Origin of the sequence: Mesorhizobium sp. Pch-S, from assembly GCF_004136315.1 — a bacterium.
GTDB lineage: Bacteria > Pseudomonadota > Alphaproteobacteria > Rhizobiales > Rhizobiaceae > Mesorhizobium.
The window spans coordinates 814635-840537 of record NZ_CP029562.1; the positions used below are offsets into that span (position 1 = coordinate 814635).

Below are 25903 nucleotides of genomic sequence, written 5' to 3' on the forward strand. Positions count from 1 at the left end.
ATCGAACCGGAAAAGACCGATGTTCGGCACTGGTCCCGGCAGGGCCGCCGGTCGTCCCTCGACATCGTTTCGCTGCCGCCGCTCGTCCCATCGGGCCAAGCTTCGTCCCCTGCCTGTTCCCCGCCGCAGGCCATCCGCTGTAGCTCTCCTGCCCGCAGCTGGCACGGAGACGATGGACATGAACAGGCGGGATTTCCTGCAGATGATGGCGGCGACCGCTCCCATCGCCCTGGGCGGATGGGGTGATGCCTGCGCAGGCACTGCACCAGCCAGAGTGCGTCCGGGCGATGCCGGCTGGCCATCGCAGCAGGCGTGGGAAAAACTCAGCCAGGACGTCGGGGGCCGGCTGATCAAGCTGGCGTCTCCTTTCGATGCCTGCATTGGCTCACCGGACGGTGTCGGCTGCACGCAATTCTGGAGGAGCCTTCACAATCCCTTCTTCCTCGGCGATGACCCGGCGCTGACCCAGACGCTCGGCTGGGTTGACGCCTGGACGTCCAGACCGAGCGCCTATGCGGTTGCGGCGCGTTCGACGACGGATGTGGTGGCAGCCGTGAATTTCGCCCGCGGCAACCAGTTGCGGCTGGTGGTCAAGGGCGGCGGCCACAGCTACCAGGGCACGTCCAATGCGGCGGACTCGCTGCTGATCTGGACCCGCCACATGGATGAGGTGACCATCCACGACAGCTTCCTGCCATCAGGCTGCGAAGGAGAAGCCGTGCCCGCTGTCTCGGTCGGGGCCGGTGTGTTGTGGGGCAAGGCCTACAATGAGGTCACCACCAAGGCTGGTCGTTATGTGCAAGGCGGCGGCTGCCTGACGGTCGGTGTCGCCGGCCTGATCCAGAGCGGTGGCTTCGGCAGCTTCTCCAAGGCCTATGGGCTCGCCGCAGCGAGTCTCCTGGAAGCGGAAGTGGTGACCGCGGACGGTCAGATCAGGATCGCCAGCGCCTGCACCAATCCCGACCTCTACTGGGCGATCAAGGGCGGTGGCGGTGGCGGCTTCGGTGTCGTGACGCGGCTGACCTTGCGCACCCATGCCTTGCCCGAGTTTTTTGGCGTCGTGTCGATGACCGTCCAGGCAAGTTCGGATGAGAGCTACAAGCGACTGATCGCTCGCGTCATGGACCTCTATGCGGATGCCCTGTTCAACCCGAACTGGGGCGAGCAGATCATCTTCCGCTCCGGCAACGTACTTGTCATCAACATGCTGTTCCAGGGCATCGAGCAGAAGCGGGCCGAGGCCATCTGGCAGCCTTTCCTCGACTGGCTGCAAGCCGCAAGGCAGGATTTCCAGCTGCAGGCCGGCCCCGTCTTCATCGCCGCACCGGCACGCCACTTCTGGGATCCGCGCTTCCTGGAGAAGGTCCCTGGCGCCGTGCTGTTCGACGATCGCCCTGGTGCCTCCGCCGACAACATCTTCTGGGCCGGCAATCTCAAGGAGGCCGGCCAGGTGCTGCACGGCTATCAGTCGGCCTGGCTGCCCGCCTCGCTGCTTGCCAGGGAGCGCCGTGAAGCGCTGGCTGCAATGCTGTTTGCCTCCAGCCGCCACAGGAGCGTTTCACTGCACACCAACAAGGGGCTTGCCGGGGCTCCGCCGGCGATCATCGAACAGGCGCGCGATACCGCGATCAATCCGGCGGTGCTGGACGCTTTCGCGCTGCTGATCAGTGCCGCTGAAGGACCACCCGCCTATGCCGGCATAGCCGGCCATGAACCCGACGCCACCAAAGCGAGGAGGAATGCCGAAGCCATCGGCAAGGCGATGGACGAGGTTCGGCACGTCGTCCCGCGCCCTGGCTCCTACGTCGCCGAGAGCAACTTCTTCGAGGAACATTGGCAGGAGGCATTCTGGGGCGCGAACTACCCTCGGCTGCTCGCCGTGAAGAATCGCTACGATGCGGATGGGCTTTTCATCAGCCATCACGGTGTCGGCAGCGAGCGCTGGAGCGCCGACGGCTTTACGAAAAAACCCTGACGCCCGTCACGCCGCTTACGACGCCAGCGAGAGCCGGCCGGTGATGATCGATATCAGCGCCTCACCCGCCGTCTGGAGCTCGGCGCTGTTGTCGATGGTGATGTCCTGGCCATAAGCGCCGAGCTTCAGGCCCCGCTCGACACGACGGGTGATCTCTTCAGCCGTCTCGCGTCCCCGCGCCGAAAGCCTGGCCGCGATGATCTCGGGCCTGGCCGTAAGCCCGACCACGATGACATTGGCGAAGGCCGCACGAATGTCCTCGATTGCGCCGCGGGAACCGTTGGCGATGGCAGTGCCGCCACGGCCAAGATGATCCATGGTGCTGCCCGGCAAGGCATAGCTCAACCCGTTCGCCTGCCAGCTCACGGCGAAATGGCCCGCCTTCCTTGCTTCGTCGAAGGCGGCTTCACTCACGCTGTCATGGTCTTCCGTCCCAGCTGTCGCTTCGCGCGTGACGATGCGGCGCACGAACAGGACGTCGCTGCGATCGGCCAGGCGCTCACGTGCATAGCCGATGACGCTGTCCTTGCCGGCACCGCTGGGGCCGACCACGACAACGAGCGTTCCTTGCAATCTTGCGTCAGGCAACGCGACGACCCTCGCGCCAGACCGAGCGCACGACAGGAACGCCCTTGCTGTGGCGCACGCGCACGACGTCGCCACGCAATCCCGGTGCAATGCGGCCGCGGTCGGTCAGGCCGACCGTGCGCGCCGGCGCGGCGGTGACCAGCCTGATCGTCTCGTTGAGCGGCCTGCCTTGCGGACCGTCGGCCAGGATGAACGGCGCCTGCATCAGGCTGAACGGCACATAGTCGGACGACAGCACGTCGAGCACACCTGCTTCGGCAAGCTCTCTCGCCGCGATGTTGCCGGAATGCGACTTGCCGCGCACGATGTTGGGCGCACCCATCATCACCGAGATGCCGGCGTCATGCGAAGCCCTGGCAGCTTCCATGCTGGTCGGGAATTCGGCCAGCTTGACGCCGAAGGCGATCGATTCCTCGACATGTTCGATCGTGGCGTCGTCATGGCTGGCGAGTGCGATGCCGCGTTCACTGCAGGCTTCGACAATGGTCTTGCGGTGGCCTGCGGAATATTTCTGCGAAGCGGCGACGCGCTTGGCCATGAACCGTTCGAAAGCCGCGTCGTCCAGCCCGCGCTTGGTCTTGTAGTAGAGCGCGTACTGCTCCAGTGTCTGGAATTGCCGCTGGCCAGGCGCATGATCCATCAGAGAAGCGAGTCGGACGAAACCGTCGGTCTTGAAGTCTTCGTACTGGTCGAGCACATCGGCAGCCGAGACCTCGCAACGCAGGTGGATGAGGTGGCTGGCACGCAGCCGGTCTTCGGCAACGGCGACCTCGATGGCATCGGCGATGGCGCGCATCTCGCCCTTCTGGAAACCACCATCCTCGTCGGAGCCAAGACGCAGGCAGTCGAAGACAGTGGTGATGCCCGACGCAACCACCTGCGCGTCATGCGCCTGCAAGGCAGCTATGGAATCCCAGCGCACGCCCGGGCGCGGCGAATAGTGGGCTTCGAGATGGTCGGTGTGAAGTTCGACAAGACCTGGGACGACATAATCGCCCTCGCAGTCTTCGCCGGTTGCCGCCGCACCGCTGTCGATCGCAGCGATCTTGCCGTCGCGCAACAGGATCGATCCGTTGACGATCTCGTCCTCGAGGACGACGCGGGCGTTTTTCAGGACGATATCTTGGGACATCTCAGGCAGTCTTTCTGGCTTCAAGTGGCCGCAGCGGCCGATAGGAATGCACGGTGAAGGGCGCGCCGGCTTCGCGCTCGATAAACAGGGCAAGACCGTCGATGGCGAACGGGCGTCCGGTGAAGGCCTCGAAGCGGCGTTCCAGCGCCGGCTGCACCCGCGCCAGCGTCTCCTCCGGCAGGCGCTCGCTCAGCGTCATGTGGAAACGGAACTCGTCCATCACGAAGGGGTAGCCGTGACGCCTGAGGTAGGCGGCCTGGCGTGTGGTGAGCTTCGAAGGATCGCGGCGCTCGATCTCGGCTTCGGTCAGCGCTGCCCGCACCGGTGCGAAATGCAGGACTGCATCGGCGGCGAAGGCGGAAAGCTGGTATTCCGCTTCCGTCGGCAACAGCGCCAGGAAGGAGCCGAGCTGTCCCAATGGGCCCAGCTGCCCGATCCGCAGGCCCTCGATGAAGAACGAGGCCGTCTTGGCACAGAACCGGTCGAAGCTCTCTTCGAGATCGGCCAGGCCGACACCGTCGGCGAGCCGGAACGGCGCAACGATGGTGCCGTGGAAGCCGTAGCGGCGCGGTTCTCCCGTGAGGCTGGAGATCTCCTCGGCTGGCAAGCCGTCGAACGACGGCGCTGCAAGCAGTTCGCCGGAGAAGCATCGCGGCCGAGCCAGTTGGCCGCCGCCTTGGTCAGCGGATCGTCCTCGGAAGGTGTGAAATAAACCGCGTAGCGCATCACAGGAACAGCTTTCGCAGTTGCTGCGAGATGACGTCGATCAACGACACCGTCACCAGCATGATGATGAGCATTGCGGCGGCTTCAGGGTAGTAGAAGCCACGGATGCTCTCGAACAGCACCTGGCCGATGCCGCCGGCGCCGATCACGCCGAGCACGGTGGCGGCGCGCACGTTGGATTCGAAACGATAGAGCGCGTAGGACATCCACAGCGGCAGCACCTGCGGCACCACGCCGAAGACCACTTCCTGCAGTCGTGTCGCGCCGGTGGCACGGATCGCCTCGACCGGCCGCGGGTCGATCGCCTCGACGGCTTCCGAGAACAGCTTGGCCAGGATGCCGGTGGTGTGGATGAACAGTGCCATGACGCCAGCAAAAGGCCCGAGGCCGACGGCGACGACGAACAGCACCGCATAGACGAGCTCATGGATGGAGCGGAACAGGTCCATCAGCCGGCGCACCGGCTGGACGATGTACCAGGGCGCCATGTTGGAAGCCGAAAGGATGCCGAACGGAACCGCCAGGATAGCCGCCAGGAAGGTACCCCACAGCGCGATCTGGATGGTGACCAGCATCTCCTGCAGGTAGTAGCGCCATTCCCCGAAATTCGGGTGTGAGAAACCGGCCGCATATTGCGCCATGTTGCCGGCGTCGGTGAACAGATAGGTCCAGCGGAACATCTCGGCCGGCGCCCAGCTCCAGATCAGGAGCACGGCCAGACCGAGCCAGGTGACGGCGGTCCAGGCATCACGGGTCCAGTCGCGCCCAATCTCGGGACGTGGTTTCTCGTTTTCACCGATATGCGTCGTTTGGGTCATCGTCGTGCTCGCTGGAGCATGATCCCGAAAAGACTTTTCCGGACAAAGATCATGCGACAAAAGATGAGGGTCGAGCGGAATCCATCTTCATCACATCCCGCTCCCGGGGTCATGCCGGGCGTCAGCCCGCCCGGCATGGTGTGTCGAGGCCGAGACAGATCGGCCCGGAGCCGATCAGCTCTGGCCCTTGGCCTTGATCTTGGCTTCGTAACCGGCCTTCTCGGCGTCGATCTTCTCGATCTTGGCCTTCTTGTCGGCATCCGAGAGGTTGGCGTCGGCTTCAATCTTGGCCTTGGCCTTGGTCAGCTCCATGACGCGGATCGGCAGCAGCTGGTCATTGTCCGAGGCGCGGAACGGCGCCCACTGCAGGCCGGCGAGGATTTCCTTCTCCTTGGCGACGTCACCCTTCGACTTGTCGGTGCCGTAGGTCAGGATGAAGTTCTTCAGCTTGTCCTTGGTTGCCTGCGGCAGTTCCTTGCGCCAGACGATCGGGTCGGACGGGATCAGCGGCGACTTCCAGATCACCTTGATCTTGGCGAAGGCTGCCGGCTGGTTCTTCTCGATGAGGGCCATGTTCTCGGTGTTGTTGGCGGCAGCGTCGAGCTGGCCGTTGGCGACGGCCATGGCATTGGTCTCGTGGTTGGCGTTGGTGACCGCCTTGAAGCAGTTCTTCGGGTCAACCTTGTTGGCCGCGAAGACGAAGGTGGTCGGAACCAGGAAGCCCGAGGTCGAGTTCGGGTCGCCGAGGCCGAAATTCAGCGTCTTGTCGCACTTCAGCAGGTCTTCGACGGTGTTCAGCTTGCTGTCCTTCGGCGCCAGGATCAACGACCAGTAGCCGGGGTTGCCGTCGACGGAGACGGTCTGGGCGAAGATCTCGCCGTCGGCGCGGTCGACGGCTTCCATGGCCGACTTGTTGCCGTACCAGGCCATCTGAACCTTGCCGAAACGCATGCCCTCGATGACGCCGGCATAATCAGAAGCGAAGAACGGCTTCACGTCGAGGCCAGTTTCCTTCTTCATGTCGGCGAGGAAGGGCTCCCACTTCGGCTTGAGGTTCTGCTGGGACTCGGTCGAGATGATGCCGAAGTTGATCTCTTCGGCATAAGCGGCACCGGTGAGGGTGAAGGCGATCGCCGTGGCGGCGATGGCCTTGAGCATAGCGTTCATGTCAACGTCTCCTGTTGGTTTTTAAGTTCAGGCGAAAGCCGGCGCCATGTCCGGGTTCTTGGTGGTTGCAGGTTCCGGGTATTCGGGGACGAAATCCGGAACAGCCTCGGGCAGGATCAACTCCTCGGAATTCGAGCCGTAGAGTTCGACCAGTGTTCTGTGGGTGAGCCTGGAGGACGGGCCGTCGAACACGACGCGGCCGTCCTTCAGGGCGATGGTGCGCGGGCAGTAGCGGCGCGCGTATTCGACCTGGTGCAGCGACACCACGCAGGTGATGCCGTCCTCGCGGTTGACGCCGGCCAGCACTTCCATGACCCGGCGCGCGGAAGACGGATCGAGCGAGGCTATCGGCTCGTCGGCGAGCAGGATGTTGGAGCGCTGCACCAGCGTGCGGGCGATCGCCGCGCGCTGCTGCTGGCCGCCCGACAGTGTCGAGGCGCGCTGCCATGCGACCTCCGGAATGCCGACCTTGGCCAGCGCTTCGCGGGCGAGCCGCTTTTCCTCGGCGCTGAACAGGCCGAGCGTACCGCGCCACACCGGAATGCGGCCGAGATTGCCGATCAGCACGTTGGAGAGCACCGAGAGCCGGCTGACTAGGTTGAACTGCTGGAAGATCACGCCGATGTTGCGCCGAAGCCCACGGGCGCCACCGGAGAGCCGGCCATTGGTCTGCAGGCTGGCGCCGAAGATCTCGATCGTGCTGGAGCCCGTCTGCCCTGTCTCCAGTCCGCAGATGTGGCGCAGCAATGTGCTCTTGCCGGAGCCGGAGGCGCCAATCAGCGCAACCATTTCGCCCTTGCCGATGTCGAGACTGACGTTGTCGAGTGCACGCTTCTTGCCAAAATTCTTCGACAGGTTGCGTATGCTGATGGCGTTCATGAAATCGCTCCTGGTTTGGGCCTGCGGCCCCAGCACCAATTGAGTGGTCGTCGATGGACGCGTGTTGCTCGGCTGTCCGGGTGCGCGACCGCGACCGGCAAGGCCGCGTCGCCCAGCCGGAATTCGCTACCCGGTTACTGCTTCTCGATGACGGTCCGATGTACCGTTCGTGTCAGCTGTGTGACCATTCACCGGTATCGCGCCGCCGGACCGGCCTTCGTAGCGTTCGAGGAAGGCTTCGGCGCTCAGGTTGCGGAAATCGTCGAGTGCCGCACGCAGCGCGGCGTGATCCCAATCCCACCAGGCCAGTGCCTGCATGCGCTCCGCGATCGCCGGTTCAAAGCGGCGGCGCATGAACCTGGCCGGCACACCGGCGACGATCGTGTAGGGTTCGACATCCCTGGTGACGACGGCACCGGAGCCGACGACCGCGCCGTCGCCGATGGTCACGCCGGGCAGGATGGTGACGCCGTGACCGATCCAGGTGTCATGACCGATCACAACGCGGTTGGCGCGGCGTGCTGCAAAGAAATCATCCTCATGGGCGGCGTCCTCGAAATAGTCGCCGGCACGATAGGTGAAGTGATGCAGCGTGGCGCGCGACATCGGATGATTGGTGGCGTTGATGCGCACCGAAGCGGCAATGTTGGCGAATTTGCCGATGGTCACGCACCAGGTCTGGCCGTCCTGCATGATGTAGGAATAGTCGCCGAGTTCTGTTTCGGTGAGACGGCAGCCCTCGGTGACTTCGGTGTAGCGGCCGAGCGTGCAGTTCTCGAGGCGGGCGGTCGGATCGACAAACGGGGTTTCCGAAAGGCGCGGCATGGTCAGGCTGCCTTTCGGTCCGGCGCGAAGCCGGTGACGTCGATCACGATGTCGGCAACAGCATTGCGCACGTCGGCATCATGGAAGATCCCAAGCAGCGCCACCCCTGCCCGCTTCTTCTCCGCGATCATCTCGACGACGACGGCACGGTTGGTGGCGTCGAGCGATGCGGTCGGCTCATCGAGCAACAGCACCGGATGCTCGGTGATGAAACCACGCGCGATGTTGACGCGCTGCTGTTCGCCGCCGGAGAAGGTCGCGGGCGGCAAGGCCCAGAGGCGCTCGGGCAAATTGAGGCGGCCCAACAACTCACGCGCCTTGCCGGCAGCCTTGCTGCGGTCGATGCAGCGCTCGACCAGCGGTTCCGCCACGATGTCGAGCGCGCTGACGCGCGGCACGACACGCAGGAACTGGCTGACATAACCGATCGTCTCGCGGCGGATCTCCAGCACCGTGCGCGGAGCGGCTGATGCCAGGTCGACCATGCGGCCACGATGCAGGATCTCGATGCTGCCCTGGTTCACGGCATAGTTGCCGTATAGCATCTTCAGGATCGAGCTTTTGCCGGCGCCGGACGGGCCGCCGAGGACGGCACATTTGCCGCCTTCGAGCACGAAGGCAGCATCCACGATTACCGGCAGTTCGATACCGCCGCGCAGATGCATGGTGAAGGTCTTGGCAAGACCGGAAACATTGAGAAGTTGCGTCATCACCGCGCCTCAGACTTGCAGGATCGAAGAAACGAGCAGTTGCGTGTAGGGCGCCTGCGGATCGTCGAGCAGACGGTCGGTCAGCCCGTGTTCGATCACCCGGCCGTCCTTCATCACCATCATGCGGTGGGACAGCAGGCGCGCGACCGCGAGATCATGCGTGACGATGATGACGGCGAGGCCGAGATCGTGAACCAGGCCGCGCAGCAGGTCGAGCAGGCGCGCCTGCACCGAAACGTCGAGGCCACCGGTCGGCTCGTCCATGAAGACCAGGCGCGGCGCGGTGACGAGATTGCGCGCGATCTGCAGGCGCTGGCGCATGCCGCCGGAGAAGGCGCGCGGCTGGTCGTCGATACGGTCGGCATCGATCTCGACACGGCCGAGCCAGTCGGTGGCAGTGGCCCGGATGTTGCCATAATGCCGGTCGCCGACCGCCATCAGCCGCTCGCCGACATTGGCGCCGGCAGAAACCGTCATGCGCAGGCCGTCGGCCGGGTTCTGGTGGACGAAACCCCAGTCGGTGCGCAGCAGAAGCCGGCGTTCAGCCTCGCCCAGGCCATAGAGGTCGCGCATCTCACCGTCACGCATGCGATAGGACACCGTCCCCGTCGTCGGTGCGAGGCGCGTGGAGATGCAGTTGAGCAGCGTCGTCTTGCCCGAGCCGGATTCACCCACGATCGCCAGCACTTCGCCCGGCCAGATATCGAAATCGACATCGGCGCAGCCGATGCGCTGACCGTAATGCTTGCTCACCGACCGGACCGACATCAGCGGCAGATTGTCGGTTTCGACCTCGGAGCGGTCGATCCTCACCGAAACAGTCATGACAGGGCCTCGCCGGATATTTCATTGCCATGGCCTGCGGCCTGGTCGCCGCGATGGCCCGCGGCCTGGCGGCTTTCGCAATGGTGGGTGTCGGAGCAGACGAACATGCGCCCGCCGCGATCGTCGAGCACGACCTCGTCGAGATAGACCTGCTCTGCGCCGCACAGCGCGCAGGGCTTGTCGAAACGCTGCACCTCGAACGGGTGATCCTCGAAGTCGAGGCTGATCACCTCGGTATGCGGCGGCACCGCATAGATGCGCTTCTCGCGTCCGGCGCCGAACAGCTGCAGCGCCGGCGACATGTGCATCTTCGGATTGTCGAATTTCGGCGTCGGCGACGGATCCATCACGTAGCGGCCCTCGACCTTGACCGGGTAGGCATAGGTGGTGGCGATGTGGCCGTTCCTGGCGATATCCTCGTAGAGCTTCACATGCATGAGGCCGTATTCTTCCAGCGCATGCATCTTGCGGGTTTCCGTCTCGCGTGGTTCGAGGAAGCGCAGCGGCTCGGGGATAGGTACCTGGTAGACCAGCACCTGGCCCTCCTGCAGCGGCGCCTCGGGGATGCGGTGGCGGGTCTGGATGATCGTCGCGTCCTGCGTGCTCGTGGTCGTCTCGACGCCGGCAACCTTCTGGAAGAATTTGCGGATCGAGACTGCATTGGTGGTGTCGTCGGCGCCCTGGTCGATGACCTTCAAAACGTCGTCCGGCCCCAGGATCGAGGCCGTGACCTGCACGCCACCGGTACCCCAGCCATAAGGCATCGGCATTTCACGGCTGGCGAACGGCACCTGGTAGCCCGGCACGGCGATCGCCTTGAGGATGGCGCGCCGGATCATGCGCTTGGTCTGTTCGTCGAGATAGGCGAAGTTGTAGTTTGATGCCTGCGCGTTCATTCGGCGGCTTCCCTTGTTTCAAGAACCGCCTCGCCGGTGCGCTGCTCGTATTCGGAGCGCATGGTGCGAACCAGGCCGAGCTCGGCCTGGAAATCGACGTAGTGCGGCAGTTTCAGATGTTCGACGAAGCCGGTGGCCTGGACGTTGTCGCAATGCGACAGCACGAACTCCTGGTCCTGCGGCGCCGCGACCAGATCCTCGCCCAATTCCTCCGCGCGCAAGGCACGATCGCACAGCGACATCGCCATCGCCTTACGTTCGGACTGGCCGAAGACCAGTCCGTAGCCGCGTGTGAACTGTGGCGGCGCCTTGGCCGATCCCTTGAACTGGTTGACCATCTGGCATTCTGTCACCTGGACGCGGCCGACCGGAACGGCAAAGCCGAGTTCCGGCATGAACACCTCGACATCGACCTCGCCGATGCGAACCTCGCCGACAAAGGGATGGCTGCGGGCATAGCCGCGCTGGGTCGAATAGCCGAGCGCCAGCAGGAACCCTTCGTCGCCGCGCGACAGCGACTGCAGCCGCATGGCGCGCGACATCGGAAATTCGGTCGGCGTCTGGTTGATGTCGCCGGGCTCAAGCGCCGGATCAACGAAGCCGTCGTCCTCGATCAGGCCTTCCTGTCCGAGGATGTCGGCCACGCGCATGACCGGTTCCTGGGCACCACCGCGCAGCGCTCCGGTTTCGATCTGCGGATCGCCTTCGAGTTCTTCATCGAGCAGGCGGTGCGTGTAGTCGAATGTCGGTCCGAGCAACTGGCCGCCGGGCAGATCCTTGTAGCAGGCGGACACGCGCCGCTCGACCAGCATGGCGCCGGTATCGACGGGCTCGCTATGACCGAAGCGGGGCAGCGTGGTGCGGTAGGCGCGCACCAGGAAGATCGCTTCGATCAGGTCGCCGCGCGCCTGCTTGATGGCGAGCGCCGCCAGCCGGCGATCGTAGAGCGAGCCTTCGCTCATGACACGGTCGACGCCGATGCTCAGCTGTTCGGTGATCTGCTCGAGCGTCAGCGCCGGCACCGACCTGTCGCCGCGACGGCGATCGGCCAGCAGGCGGTGGGCATTGTCGATGGCGGCCTCGCCGCCCTTGACTGCAACATACATTGATCAGCCCTCCATCTCGACGAGGCGCACTGAGCGCGGCAGGCAGGCGATGGCATCGCCCGTGGTGAGGATGAGGTCGACGCCGCGCGGGAAGCGCTTGCGGTTGGCTTTCCATTGCGCGGCGAAATCCTGCGGCAGGCCGCGCGGTGCCAGCGTGACACGATCGCGGATGCCCGGACCTTCGAACGTCAGCGGCATACCACCTTCCAGGCTGGGCACCTGCAGCATCAGCGTGGCGGAACGGTCGGGATACTCCTGGGTGCCTTGAGCAAAGCGTTCCAGCGGCGGCATGGTCAGCGGAGCGCCGACCAGGGCGAAAGCAACGTCGCCGCAGGTCGCCATCTCGCGGGCGCCGGTATGGAAGGCAAGCCAGGCGCGCAGCGCGGCATGTTCAGCCAGCGAGGCATCCAGCCAGAACGGCGTATCGGCATCGATCAGGGCACAGGCCACGGCGCCGGCGGCCCGACCGAGCGGCGCCGGTGGCTTCACCACCGCATCGACCTCGACGATCGTCGCAGGCTTGGCCATCGCGTCCATGACGGCACGAAAGACGGACTGGGCGTTCAGGACCGGATTGGAGAACCCGCCCTCGAGGGCAGTCGCTTCGTTCTGCATCAGTCCTCTCCTCGCACCATGGTGAAGAAGTCGACGCGCGTGGCTGCGGTCTGCTGGCGGCGCGCCTCATCGGCCTGGTCGAGCTCGCGCCGGATCGGCTGGATCAATTCGGCATCGATGCGCGCCGCGGTCTCGGCATTGCGGCAGAGCGCGTCGATAACCGCCGAGAGCCGCGCCTTGGCATGATCGCGGCCGAGAGCCATGGCATGACCGACCGAACCGTCCTCCAGCTTGACGCTGGCGCGGGTGACGGTCGCCTCGCCGACATTGAACGGCTCACCGGTGCCGCCGACCCGCCCGCGCAGCATCACCAGGCCCGCCTCGGGGCCACGCAGAGGGGTGTGCCTGGGCTGCAGCCCGAGCGTCGCCCACAACGCGCTCAGCCGCTCGCCGCTGCAGCGCGCCAGGACCGCCATCCGGTCCCGTCGCGCGGTTTGATCCGCCGTGATGTTCATGCCAACCTCAAATTTGTCTATTGATCTAGACAACTAGATAACTTATTCTGTCTTAGACCCGTTGAATGACGGAAGAATGACAACGATGTTGCTGTGAGGAAAAATGTCGAAGTCGGCACTGCATCGAGGGGTCGGCGTCGCGTTGTGGCGGCAGATCGGCGACGAGATCCGGCGTGGCATCGGCGCCGGTCTTGCCGACCAGAACGGTCGCCTGCCGGCCGAGGCCGAGCTGGCAACACGCTTCGGCGTGAACCGGCATACGGTGCGCGCCGCGATCGCCGCCCTGGTCCATGAAGGCGTGCTTCGCAGCGAACAGGGACGCGGCACCTATGTGCGGCGCCAGAAGCGCCTCACCTATCCGATCGGCGCCAGGACCCGCTTCTCCGCCGGGCTCGAAGGCCAGGCGCGGGACCGTCAGATCGAACTGCTCGACCAGGCCCGTGAGCCTGCCAGTGCCGCGGTTGCCGCAGCACTGGGGCTTGAGGTCTCCGAAGAGGTGATCCGCCTCGAAATGCGCGGCCTCGCCGACGGCGTTCCTGTTTCACGTTCCACTGCCTGGTTTCATGCCGCACGTTTCCCCGAAATCGCGCGCCATTTCGCCAGCACTCATTCGATTACCCAGGCCCTCGCACTCTCTGGCATCACGGACTATCGCCGCGCCTCGACGACCATCGAAGCACGGCATGCTGATGATACCGACACGCGTGATCTTCAGCTTTCACCCGGCGCCATCGTGCTGGTCGCGCGTGGCATCAATATCGATAGCAGCGACAAGCCGATCCAGTATTCGCAGACGCGCTTCTCGGCGGATCGCGTCGAACTGACCGTCAGTCCCGACTAGAGCGCCGCGCGTCCTTTTGGACGCGCAAAGGTCGCTCTAGCACTTTGATTTGGCGCATGATCCTTTCCGAAAATCGATCCCGATTTTCGGGGTCATGCGCTAGGCGCTCAGCCCCATAGCATCAGGGCGACCCAGCAGCCGATGATGACGGCGGCTGCGATCGGGACACCCCAATCCGAAAGGAAGTGTGCGGGACGGTTTGTGTCGAAGTGGAGGAATGCCATAGCATGCCCTCCTCTGACGGGCTGGATGTCGCCCTCTGCAGCCGAGCCCTGTTTCGGCTGTCGACTGCGGTGATTATACACCCTGGTGGCATTCTCCACCAAACGAATCGTGGACCTGCGTATCGGCCCGAAAATCGGAGTCGATTTTCGGAAAGCACGATGCGCAACAGAAAAGTTAGAGCGTTTCCGCGTTTCCGCTAAAACGGAAACGCTCTATGGAGACCAGATGAAACCGCATCTCCTGCTCGTTGAACCGATGATGGCCGAGATCGAAGCCAGGCTCGATGCCGGCTATCAGGTGCATCGCCTCTTCGACGCCGCGCAGCGTGACGGGATCGAAACAGCGCGCAGCGACATTCGTGCCGTCGTGACCGGCGGCGGCACCGGTCTTGGCAATGACTGGATCAACCGGCTGCCGGCCCTCGGCATCATTGCCGTCAACGGCGTTGGCACGGACAGGATCGATCTGGCTTACGCTCGCCAGCGCAACATTCACGTCACCACCACGCAGGGCGCTCTGACCGACGAAGTTGCCGACATGGGGCTGGCTCTGATCCTTGCCGTGCTGCGCCGGATCGTCGAAGGCGACCGGTTCGTGCGCAGCGGCCGCTGGCAGGCAGGCGAACCGTTTCCGCTCGGCTCCAGCCCGCGCGGCAAGCGGCTGGGCATCCTGGGGCTTGGCCAGATCGGCCGCGCGCTGGGCACCCGCGCCGAGCTCTTCGGCATGGCCGTGCGCTATTCGAACCGGACGCACTATCACGACGTCGCCTGGCCGCATTTTGCCGACGCGGCAGCGCTTGCCGCCGACAGCGATGTGCTCGCCGTCTGCGTCGCAGCGACATCCGACACGCGTCGCGTCGTCGATGGCGCTGTGCTCAAGGCGCTCGGCCCGCAAGGCGCGCTGATCAACATCGCGCGCGGCAGCGTCGTCGACGAGGACGCGCTGGTGGCAGCCCTGCGCGACGGCACGATCGCCGCGGCTGGCCTCGACGTGTTCGAGAACGAACCGGCCATCCGCAATGATTTCCTCGACCTGCCCAATGTCGTGCTGATGCCGCATCAGGCCAGCGCCACAGTCGAAACACGCCGCACCATGGGCAACATGGTGCTGGCCAGCCTCGACGCCTATTTCACCGGAAAGCGGCCCGAAAACACCGTGAACTGAACAGTTCCAGCAAGCAGATCATCTCTGGGGGTTGCACTGGCGCGCTCATGCCGCGACCGTCGACAATATTACCCGGGCAATATTGACGTGATAATTTCATCCGGGTAATAAATAACCTGCCGGCCGCTGACGACAGGCACGCACCGGCTGCAATCGAAACTCGTCTTCCTCAATCACATGATCCCCGGAACGTCATCATGGCTATTGTCAGAACCAATGCGATCGATCTGGCCTATGACAGCTTCGGCAGCGAGGCCGACGAAACGATCCTGTTGATCGCCGGGTTGGGCACGCAGATGATCCGTTGGACGGTTCCGTTCTGCGAAGAACTGGCAGCGCGAGGCTATCGCGTCATCCGCTTCGACAACCGCGACGCCGGATGTTCGACACATTTCCGCGACCTCGCTCCACCGGATTTCGGCGCCCTGGCCGCGACGCTCATGGCCGGACGGCGACCGGATGTTCCCTATACACTCGGCGACATGACTGCGGACGTGGTCGGATTGCTCGATGTGCTCGCCATCGACAGGGCTCATGTCGTCGGGCGGTCACTGGGTGGGATGATCGCGCAGATCGTTGCGAGCGAATATCCCGGGCGGGTGCTGTCCTTGACGTCGATCATGTCGAGCACCGGCAATCCGAACCTGCCCCAGGCGGCGCCCGACGTCATGGCGCTGATGATGCGCCCCGCGCCGGATCCGGCCTCGGACGAAACCGGCTTTGTCGCACACAGCCTTGCCTTCGCGCGTCGCATCGCCGGCGGCGGCCATCTGTTTGATGAAGAGGCCTGTCGCGTCCTGATACTGGAAGAAATCCGGCGCGCCTATGATCCGGGCGGCTTCGGTCGACAGATCGCCGCTATTGCCGTGACCGGTGACCGTCGTTCACGACTGGCGACGATCACCGCACCGACGCTCGTCATTCATGGAAGCGAGGATCCGCTCATCCCTCCGGCTTGCGGCGAAGACACCGCAGCATCCATTCCGAATGCGGATTTCATGCTGATCGACGGGATGGGACATGATCTGCCGCCCGCCTTGTATGGCACGGTTATCGATGCGATCGATCGGACGGCAGGACTGGCGTCAACGCACTGAATGATGCGTGGGCAGTGGGTGGCGGACGAGCCGCCAACCAATTGCCCATGCATGCGCGTCACCGCTTCTTGAACGCCTCGGCCAGCGCCGCGCCAAATGCCCCTTGCGACGGTGGCGCCTTGTCCGGCCTGCCCCTGCCCTGCTGCGGCATGGCGGGTTTTCTCGGACCGTCCTGACGCGCCGGCCTGGCCGAACCACCATCGCCATCACGCCGCATGGTCAGGCCGATGCGCTTGCGGGCAATGTCGACATCGACCACACGCACCTTGACGATGTCGCCGGCCTTGACCACGTCATGCGCGTCCTTCACGAACCGGTCGGCGAGTTGCGAGACATGGACCAGGCCGTCCTGGTGCACGCCGATGTCGACGAAGGCACCAAAGGCGGCGACATTGGTGACCGTGCCTTCGAGCAGCATGCCCGGCTTCAGATCCTTGATGTCGTCGACACCGTCGGCAAAGGTCGCCGTCTTGAAACCCGGACGCGGATCGCGGCCGGGCTTTTCCAGCTCGGCGATGATGTCGCGCACGGTCGGCAGGCCGAAACGCTCGTCTACGAAAACGCGCGGGTCCAGGGCCTGCAGCATGGCGCGGTCGCCCATCAACGCCCGCAGATCGCGCCCGCAGGCGGCAACGATCTTCTTGGCGACGCCATAGGCTTCCGGGTGCACCGAGGACGCGTCCAGCGGCTCGGCACCGTTCGGAATGCGCAGGAAGCCGGCGCTTTGTTCGAAGGCGCGCGGCCCGAGGCGAGACACCTTGAGCAGTTCTTGCCGGCTGGGGAACGGCCCATTGGCATCGCGATGGGCAACGATTGCTTCCGCCAGCGAAGCGCCGAGCCCTGAAACGCGGGCCAGCAGCGGCGCGGAAGCGGTGTTGAGGTCGACACCGACGGCGTTCACCGCATCTTCCACCACCGCGTCGAGCGAACGCGCCAGCCGGTACTGGTCGACATCGTGCTGGTATTGTCCGACGCCGATCGACTTCGGCTCGATCTTGACGAGTTCTGCCAGCGGGTCCTGCAGCCGGCGGGCAATGGAAACGGCGCCACGCAGGGAAACATCGAGGCCCGGGAATTCGGCGGCAGCGGTTTCAGAGGCGGAATAGACCGATGCGCCGGCCTCGCTGACGATGACCTTCAGCGGCTTAGGCGCCGGCATGTCACCAAGCAGGTCGGCGACCAGCTTCTCGGTCTCGCGGCTCGCCGTACCGTTGCCGATCGCGATGAGCTCGACATTGTGCTGGCGCATCAGCCGGGCGAGTTCGGCCTGGGCGCCGCGCACATCGTTCTTCGGCTGGAATGGATAGACCGTTGCCGTCTCCTTGAGCTTTCCGGTGCCGTCGACCACCGCCACCTTCACACCGGTGCGGATGCCCGGGTCGAGCCCCATGGTGGCACGCGAGCCGGCGGGCGCAGCCAGCAGCAGGTCCTTGAGGTTGCGGGCAAAGACGTGGATCGCCTCTTCCTCAGCGCGTTCGCGCAGGTCGCGCATCAGGTCGAGCGACAGATGCAGCGACAGCTTGACCCGCCAGGTCCAGCCGGCAACCTCGGTCAGCCATTTGTCGCCCGGCAGCATGTTGCCGATGCCCAGCGTCTGCACGATGATGCGCTCGACCGGCTTCACCGGCGAGGTGTCGTCGGCGTCGACTTCGATGGCGAGCGAGAGCACGTCCTCGTTGCGGCCGCGCAGCATCGCCAGCGCCCTGTGGCTGGGCGTCGTCGCCCAGCGCTCGCCATGGTCGAAATAGTCGGAAAACTTGGCGCCTGCCTCCTGCTTGCCGTCGACGACACGCGAGCGCAGGAAGGCACGGTCCTGCATATAGGTGCGCAGCTTGCCGACCAGGTCGGCGTTCTCGGCGAACTGTTCGGAAAGGATGTCGCGCACGCCCTCCAGCGCCGCCTTCGTGTCCGGCACCTCTTCGGTGATATAGCCTTCGGCCAGTTGCAGCGGCACTGCGGCGCGGTCGGCCATGATCGCCTCTGCCAGCGGACCGAGCCCGCGCTCGCGCGCGATCTCGGCCTTGGTGCGCCGCTTCGGCTTGTAGGGCAGATAGATGTCTTCGAGCTCGGCCTTGGTCGCTGCCGCGGCGATCTTGAGCTTCAGCTCGTCCGTCAGCTTGCCCTGTTCGCCGATCGATTCCAGGATCGCAGCGCGCCGTGCGTCGAGCTCGCGCAGATAGACGAGGCGTTCGGCAAGCTGGCGCAGCTGCGTGTCGTCGAGACCGCCGGTCACTTCCTTGCGGTAGCGCGCCACGAACGGAACCGTCGCGCCTTCGTCGAGCAGGGCGATCGCCGCCGATACCTGCTGCGGCCTGGCCGCGATTTCAGCCGCGATGACGGAAGCGATCCGTTCCTTGCCCGCCTGTTCTGCGCCACTCATGCGTTACTTCGTCTCCAACCATCGAGTCGGCGCACCATATTCAAGTGCGCGAGGGGCCGCCACGCTGTTGGCCGGGCGAGCCTGTTTCTCCACAGCGAGCGGAAACGGCCGACAAACTGCGGAACCGATCGGCGGCTCATGCATTCCCGACCTCAGGGGCGGCACCGCAGAATGTGGGAGAATGTGCCCTCGATGAACAAGACCCTTCTTCAGGTCCAGCACCTGACCATGGAGTTCGGTGGCCTGGTCGCCATCGGCGACCTGTCCTTCGAGACCAGGCGCGGCGAGATCACCGCGCTGATCGGTCCGAACGGAGCCGGCAAGACGACGGTGTTCAATTGCATCACCGGTTTCTACAAGCCGACCGAGGGCATGATCCATTTCACCGGCCAGGATGGCTCGGAGTTCCTGCTCGAACGCATGGCGGACTTCCAGATCACCGCCAGGGCCAAGGTGGCCCGCACCTTCCAGAACATCCGCCTGTTTCCTGGCCTCACGGTGCTGGAGAACATGCTGGTCGCCCAGCACAACAAGCTGATGAAGGCGTCGGGCTTCCTTGTCCTGGGCCTGTTCGGCTTCGGCAGCTATCGCCGCGCTTCCACGGAATCGGTGGAATTGGCGCAGTACTGGCTGGAAAAGGCCGGGCTCATCGACCGTGCCGACGACCCTGCCGGCGACCTGCCCTATGGCGCACAGCGCCGGCTGGAGATCGTGCGCGCCATGTGCACCGGCCCGGAATTGCTCTGCCTCGATGAGCCCGCCGCCGGTCTCAATCCGAAGGAATCACTGGCGCTCAACGAACTGCTGATGGATATCCGCGACACCAACGGCACATCGATCCTGCTGATCGAGCATGACATGTCGGTGGTGATGCAGATTTCCGACCACATCGTGGTGCTGGAGTATGGCCGCAAGATCTCCGATGGCGATCCGGCGTTCGTCCGCTCGGATCCCAGGGTCATCGCCGCCTACCTCGGCGTCGACGACGAAGAGGTCGAGACCGTGCTCACCGATGTCGGCGACGCCAAGGTCATCGAGCAGCTCGACACGGATCGCTAGCTTACGCCGTTTCCTGGATAACCAGCGTGAGCGTACCGGTTTCATCTATCGTTGCCGCCACCACCTGGGTTGCGTCCAGGCCACTCTGGGCCAGCATCATCACCGCCATCGGTGAAGCCTGGATCGATGTCTGTAGTTCGCGCAACTCAGCCACGCTGGTCTCGTTCAGCTTGGTTTCCACCTGCGCCTTGTCCGGCGGCGGCAGTTCCTCGACCCTGACGATGTTGATCGCCGTGACTTCCTGATCGGGCGACAATCCGGGCATTGGCACCGATTGCTGCGGCGAGTGATCCGGCGCAATTTCGGGTAGTTTCTGGTCTGGTTGCGCCAGTGCAGGTGCAGAGGCGGCCATCACCGAAAGGGCCGTAACGAGCGTCAAGATACGCATCGGTTTCTCCTTTCATGACAGCAGAACCCGGTCACCGGCGATGGGTTCCGAATTTTGACCTGCTAGGCCTGCGTCTCCACCAGAAGCAGCCACGCCAACGTCCGGGCTTCATCGCGGTCGAGAAAATCCTTCCGCCTGAGCCGCCCCGCCGTTTTCAGTTCTTTCGACAACTCTCCGCTTTCCCATGACGCGATGATCCGGGGATGGATATAGCCGCTGCGACAGACCGCGCGTGTGTTGCCAAGTCTTGCGGCCACCTTGTCGATGACGTGGTTGCGAAGCTCTGCTACTCCCTTCCCGGTTTCGGGCAAGGGTGTCTGCGCGAACAGGGACAGGGCCTGCACCGTGGCGCCCCAGGTCCTGAAATGCTTCGAACTGAAACCGCAGATGTCGCCGATATAGGCGTTGACGGCATGCGATGTCACCGCCGAGCGGTCGCCGTTCTCGTCCAGATATTGGAACAGGGTCTGGCCCGGCAGATCCTGCGTGTGGCGAACGATGCCTGCGATACGCCGGTCAGTCAGTTTCAGCTTCCATTCTTTGCCGGACTTGCCCTTGAAGACAAAGCGTAGGGTCGAGCCGGCGATGTCGACATGTCTGTCCCGCAGCGTCGTCAGGCCGAAACTGCCATTCTCCCGCGCATAGGCCGGATTGCCGATCCTGATCAGGGTGTTGTCGAGCAGCCAGACGACCACGGCCAATACGCGCTCGCGCGGCAGGCCATGCCGGCGCAGGTCACGATCGACCTGCTGACGCATCGAAGGAAGCGCCCGGGCAAACGGGATCAGGCTCGAAAATTTTGCTTCGTCGCGCATCTGGAGCCAGTCCGAATGATAGAGATACTGGCCACGGCCGCGGGCGTCCCGGCCGGTTGCCTGGATATGTCCCTTGTCGTCGCGACAGATCCACACCTTGGTCCAGGCTGGCGGTATCGCGAGCGAACGGATACGCGCCAGGTCGGATTGGCTGCCGACCTTGTGGCCTCTAGCATCCTCGTAGCGAAATCCACGCCCTGCCCGGCGCCGATGGATGCCGGGCTCGCCATCCGCTACATAGCGCAGCGAAATTGCATGCGCCGCTTCGGCACCATCCCGCAAGATTTCCCGTGTCGTCTCCGGATTGTCCAAGCAGGTTCCCTCCTCGGCAGCAACCCGTTTGTCGGGCAGCGGTTCCCGTTTTCAGGTTTTGGAACTGACGGCGCTGCTGAATGACAACGATCCGCAATGGTTCACCCATCGCGGACCGGCCCTCGGTGCGCTGATATCCGTGCCTGCTACTTATTACTTGTCACTTTCCTCGCCCCTGTTTTCATCACCAGACAGCGCATGATGCTCGCTAAGGTTGGCTGCGTGTGACCGTCGGGGTCGATCCGGCATCCGAGCTCGTACGCCCATAAATCTCCGCGGCACCCCATGCGATCAGCGCGAGAAGCAGACTGATCACCAGGATCCACAACACATGGATTCCCTTGCGCCCTTGCTTGGCCTTTTCTTCCGGAATCTTCTCGGACATAGCGCCGGTCCTTCGCGTCAAACGCGTCCCAGCAGCACCAGGATGACAATGATGATCAGCAGCAGAGACAGTCCGCCGCCGCCATAATAACCGGTGCCATAAAACGGCCCGCCGCCAAAACCACTGAAACCACCGAGCAGGAGAAGAATGAGGATGATGATCAGGATTGTGCCGAGGCTCATGGTGCTCTCCTTCCGAAATTCTTGAATCGAACCCGGACTTCCGGGCCGACCAAATTCGAACGCTCCCGAAGGTGAGCTCGTTCCAATTATCTGGTTTCGCCACGGTGCCTGGATTGCGCTCCTTCCTCCGGAAGCCGCCCGTGCCCGCCTTTCGCACGTGCCCGCACCTTCCGTTCTATATCCTTGCGCAGCTGGTCGACCTCGTTTTCGGTCAGATGTTCTATGCCGACCAGCCGGTTCCTGGCTTCCGAAGCCCGGATCAGTTCATCCAGCTTGGTCTGGATCGCCGCATTGTCGCGGTTCTGCGTGTTCTGGATCAGGAAGACCATCAGGAAGGTGATGATGGTGGTGCTGGTGTTGATGATCAGCTGCCAGGTGTCCGAATAGTCGAAATAGGGACCGGTCACCGCCCATGCCAGCACCGCCAGAACGCAAAGCCCGAAGGTCACCGCCTTGCCGGCCGCATGGGACACCGTGTTCGCAACATGGGTGAAGATCAGTTCCGGTTTCACCATCTCGTTTCCTCCTCGCCATCGGTGCGACAACGGGGCGAGGATCGTCCCGTTCCGAGAAACTGCCGGTGGCCGGGGCGACTTTCATCGGAACGTTTTCGTCGCCCACCCATTGGGCTTGCATCACCTGATCGGCGTGGGGCGTCGAACTGCGGGAGACCACCATGAGAGTACGAGACTGCATGACCAAGGACGTACGCATCGCCATGCCGGACGCAACCCTGCGTGACGTCGCGCAAGCCATGGCCACCCTCGACGCAGGCCTGCTACCTGTGGCCGACGGCGATCAGCTGATCGGCATGGTCACCGATCGAGATATCGCGGTGCGCGGTGTTGCCTTGGGCAAGGGGCCGGAAACACCGGTCCGCGAAGTGATGACGTCGGATGTCAAATATTGCTTCGACGACGAGGAAGTCAGCGCCGTCCTGCAGAACATGGGCGACATCCAGGTGCGTCGCCTGCCGGTGCTCAACCGCGACAAACGGCTGGTGGGCATCGTCTCCCTGGGCGATCTCGCCACGAATGGCGAGGCCATGCATGCCGGCGAAGCGCTCGGCGGCATCTCGCAGCGTGGCGGAGAGCATTCGCAAACCACTCACTAGCAAAGACAGCCGAAGTCGCCCGATTGTGGGCGGCTTCGGCCCAACCGTGTAATCCTTACGCTATCCTGCCGGCTCCGGGCTCAATCGGCTCACCTCAGCTTCAAAGCGACTTCTGCCTTGCGAAAATCCTTCCAGGGATCGGTCATGCCGAATCGGTTCGCAGCGTTGTTCACGGTGAAATGTGCCGGACCGATCGAAGGACCGAGCTCGTCCCAGTCGAGCGGCATGGAGACGGGTGCGCCGGCGCGTGCCCGGCTGGCGTATGGCGCGATCGCCGTCGCGCCACGCTGATTGCGCAGATAGTCGATGAGGATATGGCCGACGCGCTTCGACTTGGTGATGGTCGCGACATATCGATCAGGACTGTCCGAAGCCATGTCATCCGCAATTGCCTTGGTGAATTCCTTCACCTCGTTCCAGCCGGTGACCGGCTTGAGTGGCGCTACGACATGGATGCCCTTGCCGCCGGTGGTCTTGACGAAGGTTTGGAGGCCGGCTTTTTCCAGGCGGGTTCGAACCTCCAGCGCGCCATCGATCAGGTCCTGCCATGTGATGCCCTCTCCCGGATCGAGATCCATGACGATCTGGTCCGGATGTTCGAGATCGGCCAGGGCAGCCTGCCAGGGGTGGATCTCGAGCGCCGCACCCTGGACGAGCCCGATCACGCCATCGAAGCTGTCGATCGCAAGGATGGGCTCCTCGGAATTGTCGTTGGGGTCCTGCACGGTGAGGACCTCCCTGGCATGGCCTCGCCACGCATGTTTCTGGAAGAAGCACTGGCCTGCGGTCCCTTCCGGGCAACGCAGCAGGGCCAGCGGCCGGTTGGTCACAAATGGCGCCATGCGCGGCCATGCCTTGGCATAGTAGTCCGCGAGGTCGGCCTTGGTGACACCGGCATCCGCCCAATAGACGCGGTCGGGATGGGTAAGTTGAACAGCGGATCTGTCGGCTGATGTCATGACTGCTCCCACATGATCGTGGCCATTGTCCAATGGTAACGCAGGCCACGACCGACAGCATGACGCACGGCCCGTCGGCGGTCCAGCCGTAGCCGCTACCTGTTCAGCTCCTTGGCCATGTCGAGATGGCGCTGCAATGTCGGCAGCGTGCTTGCGGCCCATGTCCGGATCGCGGTCTGCTCGCCCTTCTCGCCATAACGCTGGAACAGGTCGACGGCATCCGCATGCGCCTTGACCTGATCGGAGTGGTAGCGACCGCTGAACTCCGGTCCTTGCAGTTCCTGAAGCTTGGCCAATGTCGCCTTCTGGTCTTCCGTCATCTCGGTCGGGATGGCGACGGTGACCGCCTGCTGCTCCAGCAGCTGTTTCAACTCGCCGGCGAGCCGCTCATGATCGCGCACCATCCCTTCGGCAAAGGCCTTGGTCGCCGGATCGCCCCGCTCGACTGCAAGCCTGCTCGCCGCAATTTCAAAGAGACCGCTTGTCGCGGTTTTCGTCACGAAATCAGCCGTGGAAGGGGCAACGCCGAGCAGCGTGTTCACGCCGGTCTTTTCCGTGACGGACTGAGCCAGCACGGGCGTGGTCGCCAAGGCAATGGCAGCAGCGAGAACAAATGGCTTCATCGGTTTTCTCCTATGTCGGAAATCCGAACGGAAGCACGCTTCGATCGTTCCATAAAACACCGGATGGAAGTTGAATGGGAACGGAAAACCCCGATCTTCGAGTTTCTCCGGCTGCACCCTTCAAACAAAGTGTTTGAGAGCGAAACACTCTGTGTTGGAACGGGCTTCCATCAAAAGACTTATCCACCCCGATGCGGATTTTCACTGAGGATCAACGATCGCCTGCATGGAAGCAATCTTTTGATCCATGCGCAAAACGAGAGGAGATCACGACACATGGCTTGTTTTACACCAGTAACCTTCAAGACTTCTTGTGGTAGCAAATTCATGATCCGCAACATCAGGGACATGTCTGACGCCATGCGGCGTTCCTGGCCCGACAAGGATTGCGAGAGCTATCTGCGGGCCGTCGAGTTGATCAAGCGCTCGCAGGATGGCGAATGCAGCCCTCGTGCTGCCTTTGGTGCCTTCATGGAAGCGGCCAGCAAGCAGGACCGGATCGTCCGCAATCGTCACCGTTTTCCCAAGGAAGTCGCCAGCACGCTCGCTGACATCACGAAATTCGTGGCATCATAGGACGCAGCCACCATCGCCGGCCGTCATCTTCCATGGCAGCCATTGCAATCGTCGATCGGTCCGAATTTCCTGCCCACCTGCTTGTCCCTGCGATGGCAATCCGAGCAAAAAGCGTGGAACATGCCGTCGATGCGAGTGGTCTCGGACACAGAGATACGCTTGTGGCAGGTCAGGCAGTTCTCGCTGCCGGTCCGGTCGACGAAATTGTGATGGCAACCTGCACATGCCAGTCCGGTGTGGTCGGTATGCAGGAATCGGGCATGGTCGATCGGCGCCTGTCGCAGGCTGGCCAGCCGGGTCTCGGCCATCGACCCCATCGCCAGCCATGCAATTGCGCCAACGAACAGCCCCAGCGTGATCGCCAGGCGCAAGATATGCCGCTCGCGCAGCAGGCCTTCGACGAGCAGAAATGCGAGCCCTGCGAGCAAGGCCGCGGCAGCCAGCATGACCATTCCGGAAATCAACGCGATGTGGATAGCGGCAGCGGCCATGAGCAGGTAGCCGGCGGTGCGGTGCACCGACAGGCTGGCAAAGGGACCGAGCCGTCGGCGTATCACTCGGGACCGCTGCACGAGCAGCACAACGAGAAAGGCCAGCAGAGCTACGATGCCGGCGACGATCTCGATCGGGACCGCCGACGACAGCCAGCGCCAGAAGACGGGCTGGAAAGCCGTGGTCATGGTGACATGACCGACGAGCGCAGCCAGTGCGGCCCAGCCGAAAATCCGGTGCAGGGGGCGTCGGCCCGGAGTCGGCCGCAGGAAGAGCGTGCTGGCCGTCAGCATCAGGGCAGCGGCACCGAACAGCCGTGCGGCCCACCATCCTGCATCGGTCGGTTGCCACAAAAGCACGACAAGGCCGAGCGTCAGCGACACCAGCCCTGCCCGGCCGGCATGGCTGGCCAGCATCTGCAGCCACCTCGCGCGCAGGCTCATACCACAACAGTCCCCGGCGAACCGTCGTCAGGCTAGTGCCTTGGCCGCCAAAGGGCATGTTCGACTTCAAGGCAATTGACAGGCCCCTGCCGCGATCCAACAATTCCCGCAGAAATCCCACCAGGGCATGA

The 25903-nt window shown here is 63.7% G+C and carries 29 protein-coding genes; 7 read left to right on the forward strand and 22 right to left on the reverse strand.

What is annotated here, in order from left to right:
• The first annotated feature begins 178 nt into the window (after window positions 1-178).
• Window positions 179-1975, forward strand: a complete 1797-nt coding sequence (locus tag C1M53_RS03830) for an FAD-binding oxidoreductase (RefSeq protein ID WP_129411029.1) — start codon at window positions 179-181, stop codon at window positions 1973-1975.
• Window positions 1976-1990: 15 nt separating this feature from the next.
• Here the strand turns inward: C1M53_RS03830 and phnN are convergent, their stop codons facing one another.
• The 13 genes from phnN to phnG form a co-directional block, all read right to left on the reverse strand.
• Window positions 1991-2563 carry a phosphonate metabolism protein/1,5-bisphosphokinase (PRPP-forming) PhnN gene (phnN, locus tag C1M53_RS03835; protein ID WP_129411030.1) on the reverse strand — a complete coding sequence of 191 codons (573 nt, stop codon included), beginning with the start codon at window positions 2561-2563 and terminating at the stop codon, window positions 1991-1993.
• Window positions 2556-3695 (reverse strand): alpha-D-ribose 1-methylphosphonate 5-triphosphate diphosphatase, encoded by a 1140-nt coding sequence (locus tag C1M53_RS03840; RefSeq protein WP_129411031.1) that lies wholly within the window; start codon window positions 3693-3695, stop codon window positions 2556-2558. Before C1M53_RS03840 ends, phnN begins: the two co-directional genes overlap by 8 nt.
• Window position 3696: 1 nt before the next feature.
• Window positions 3697-4302 carry a DUF1045 domain-containing protein gene (locus C1M53_RS03845; RefSeq protein ID WP_348630025.1) on the reverse strand — a complete coding sequence of 202 codons (606 nt, stop codon included), beginning with the start codon at window positions 4300-4302 and terminating at the stop codon, window positions 3697-3699.
• A gap of 118 nt (window positions 4303-4420) precedes the next feature.
• On the reverse strand, window positions 4421-5239 hold the full coding sequence (gene phnE / locus C1M53_RS03850) for a phosphonate ABC transporter, permease protein PhnE (protein WP_129411032.1): 819 nt from the start codon (window positions 5237-5239) through the stop codon (window positions 4421-4423).
• A 174-nt stretch (window positions 5240-5413) separates the two neighbouring features.
• Window positions 5414-6406 (reverse strand): phosphonate ABC transporter substrate-binding protein, encoded by a 993-nt coding sequence (gene phnD, locus C1M53_RS03855; protein ID WP_207213066.1) that lies wholly within the window; start codon window positions 6404-6406, stop codon window positions 5414-5416.
• A gap of 27 nt (window positions 6407-6433) precedes the next feature.
• Window positions 6434-7285: a phosphonate ABC transporter ATP-binding protein gene (gene phnC, locus C1M53_RS03860; RefSeq protein WP_129411033.1), complete on the reverse strand. Its 852-nt coding sequence runs from the start codon at window positions 7283-7285 to the stop codon at window positions 6434-6436.
• Window positions 7286-7411: 126 nt separating this feature from the next.
• Complete coding sequence (locus C1M53_RS03865) at window positions 7412-8110, reverse strand: DapH/DapD/GlmU-related protein (protein WP_129411034.1); 699 nt, start codon at window positions 8108-8110, stop codon at window positions 7412-7414.
• A 2-nt stretch (window positions 8111-8112) separates the two neighbouring features.
• The gene (phnL, locus tag C1M53_RS03870) at window positions 8113-8820 is read right to left on the reverse strand and encodes a phosphonate C-P lyase system protein PhnL (RefSeq protein WP_129411035.1); all 708 of its coding nucleotides are present in this window, start codon (window positions 8818-8820) and stop codon (window positions 8113-8115) included.
• A gap of 9 nt (window positions 8821-8829) precedes the next feature.
• Window positions 8830-9645 (reverse strand): phosphonate C-P lyase system protein PhnK, encoded by an 816-nt coding sequence (gene phnK, locus C1M53_RS03875; protein WP_129411036.1) that lies wholly within the window; start codon window positions 9643-9645, stop codon window positions 8830-8832.
• On the reverse strand, window positions 9642-10541 hold the full coding sequence (locus C1M53_RS03880; RefSeq protein WP_129411037.1) for an alpha-D-ribose 1-methylphosphonate 5-phosphate C-P-lyase PhnJ: 900 nt from the start codon (window positions 10539-10541) through the stop codon (window positions 9642-9644). Before C1M53_RS03880 ends, phnK begins: the two co-directional genes overlap by 4 nt.
• On the reverse strand, window positions 10538-11647 hold the full coding sequence (locus C1M53_RS03885) for a carbon-phosphorus lyase complex subunit PhnI (protein WP_129411038.1): 1110 nt from the start codon (window positions 11645-11647) through the stop codon (window positions 10538-10540). Before C1M53_RS03885 ends, C1M53_RS03880 begins: the two co-directional genes overlap by 4 nt.
• A 3-nt stretch (window positions 11648-11650) precedes the next feature.
• The gene (gene phnH, locus C1M53_RS03890; RefSeq protein ID WP_129411039.1) at window positions 11651-12262 is read right to left on the reverse strand and encodes a phosphonate C-P lyase system protein PhnH; all 612 of its coding nucleotides are present in this window, start codon (window positions 12260-12262) and stop codon (window positions 11651-11653) included.
• The gene (phnG, locus tag C1M53_RS03895) at window positions 12262-12717 is read right to left on the reverse strand and encodes a phosphonate C-P lyase system protein PhnG (RefSeq protein WP_129411040.1); all 456 of its coding nucleotides are present in this window, start codon (window positions 12715-12717) and stop codon (window positions 12262-12264) included. The genes phnH and phnG overlap by 1 nt, the downstream gene beginning before the upstream one ends.
• Before the next feature lie 103 nt (window positions 12718-12820).
• On the opposite strand from phnG, the gene phnF reads away from it, so the two are divergent.
• From phnF to C1M53_RS03910, 3 genes are all read left to right on the forward strand, one after another.
• Window positions 12821-13558, forward strand: a complete 738-nt coding sequence (gene phnF / locus C1M53_RS03900; RefSeq protein ID WP_129411041.1) for a phosphonate metabolism transcriptional regulator PhnF — start codon at window positions 12821-12823, stop codon at window positions 13556-13558.
• Window positions 13559-14008: 450 nt separating this feature from the next.
• Entirely contained in the window at window positions 14009-14947 is a 939-nt protein-coding gene (locus tag C1M53_RS03905; RefSeq protein WP_129411042.1) for a 2-hydroxyacid dehydrogenase, read from the forward strand.
• Between the two features lie 197 nt (window positions 14948-15144).
• Window positions 15145-16044, forward strand: a complete 900-nt coding sequence (locus C1M53_RS03910; RefSeq protein WP_129411043.1) for an alpha/beta hydrolase — start codon at window positions 15145-15147, stop codon at window positions 16042-16044.
• Between the two features lie 58 nt (window positions 16045-16102).
• On the opposite strand, the gene C1M53_RS03915 is transcribed toward C1M53_RS03910, so the two are convergent.
• Window positions 16103-18424 (reverse strand): Tex family protein, encoded by a 2322-nt coding sequence (locus tag C1M53_RS03915; protein ID WP_129411044.1) that lies wholly within the window; start codon window positions 18422-18424, stop codon window positions 16103-16105.
• A 192-nt stretch (window positions 18425-18616) separates the two neighbouring features.
• On the opposite strand from C1M53_RS03915, the gene C1M53_RS03920 reads away from it, so the two are divergent.
• Window positions 18617-19483, forward strand: a complete 867-nt coding sequence (locus C1M53_RS03920) for an ABC transporter ATP-binding protein (RefSeq protein ID WP_165358032.1) — start codon at window positions 18617-18619, stop codon at window positions 19481-19483.
• Window position 19484: 1 nt separating this feature from the next.
• On the opposite strand, the gene C1M53_RS03925 is transcribed toward C1M53_RS03920, so the two are convergent.
• From C1M53_RS03925 to C1M53_RS03940, 5 genes are all read right to left on the reverse strand, one after another.
• Window positions 19485-19871 (reverse strand): hypothetical protein, encoded by a 387-nt coding sequence (locus tag C1M53_RS03925; protein WP_129411045.1) that lies wholly within the window; start codon window positions 19869-19871, stop codon window positions 19485-19487.
• A 62-nt stretch (window positions 19872-19933) separates the two neighbouring features.
• Window positions 19934-20998, reverse strand: coding sequence for a DNA topoisomerase IB (locus C1M53_RS03930; protein ID WP_245488436.1), 1065 nt, complete (start codon window positions 20996-20998; stop codon window positions 19934-19936).
• Between the two features lie 208 nt (window positions 20999-21206).
• Window positions 21207-21383 (reverse strand): hypothetical protein, encoded by a 177-nt coding sequence (locus C1M53_RS31590; RefSeq protein WP_165358033.1) that lies wholly within the window; start codon window positions 21381-21383, stop codon window positions 21207-21209.
• 17 nt (window positions 21384-21400) lie between these two features.
• Complete coding sequence (locus C1M53_RS03935; RefSeq protein WP_129411046.1) at window positions 21401-21565, reverse strand: DUF3309 family protein; 165 nt, start codon at window positions 21563-21565, stop codon at window positions 21401-21403.
• An 86-nt stretch (window positions 21566-21651) separates the two neighbouring features.
• Window positions 21652-22080: a low affinity iron permease family protein gene (locus C1M53_RS03940; RefSeq protein WP_129411047.1), complete on the reverse strand. Its 429-nt coding sequence runs from the start codon at window positions 22078-22080 to the stop codon at window positions 21652-21654.
• 161 nt (window positions 22081-22241) lie between these two features.
• On the opposite strand from C1M53_RS03940, the gene C1M53_RS03945 reads away from it, so the two are divergent.
• Window positions 22242-22679 carry a CBS domain-containing protein gene (locus C1M53_RS03945; protein ID WP_129411048.1) on the forward strand — a complete coding sequence of 146 codons (438 nt, stop codon included), beginning with the start codon at window positions 22242-22244 and terminating at the stop codon, window positions 22677-22679.
• Between the two features lie 89 nt (window positions 22680-22768).
• On the opposite strand, the gene ligD is transcribed toward C1M53_RS03945, so the two are convergent.
• The gene (ligD, locus tag C1M53_RS03950; RefSeq protein WP_348630026.1) at window positions 22769-23638 is read right to left on the reverse strand and encodes a non-homologous end-joining DNA ligase; all 870 of its coding nucleotides are present in this window, start codon (window positions 23636-23638) and stop codon (window positions 22769-22771) included.
• Between the two features lie 95 nt (window positions 23639-23733).
• Complete coding sequence (locus C1M53_RS03955; RefSeq protein ID WP_129411050.1) at window positions 23734-24261, reverse strand: DUF4142 domain-containing protein; 528 nt, start codon at window positions 24259-24261, stop codon at window positions 23734-23736.
• Window positions 24262-24324: 63 nt separating this feature from the next.
• Between C1M53_RS03955 and C1M53_RS03960 the strand changes: the two genes are divergently transcribed.
• Window positions 24325-24837, forward strand: coding sequence for a DUF982 domain-containing protein (locus tag C1M53_RS03960; RefSeq protein ID WP_165358034.1), 513 nt, complete (start codon window positions 24325-24327; stop codon window positions 24835-24837).
• A gap of 23 nt (window positions 24838-24860) precedes the next feature.
• Here C1M53_RS03960 and C1M53_RS03965 read toward each other — a convergent pair whose 3' ends face one another.
• Window positions 24861-25772 (reverse strand): cytochrome c3 family protein, encoded by a 912-nt coding sequence (locus C1M53_RS03965; protein ID WP_129411052.1) that lies wholly within the window; start codon window positions 25770-25772, stop codon window positions 24861-24863.
• Between the last annotated feature and the right edge of the window lie 131 nt (window positions 25773-25903).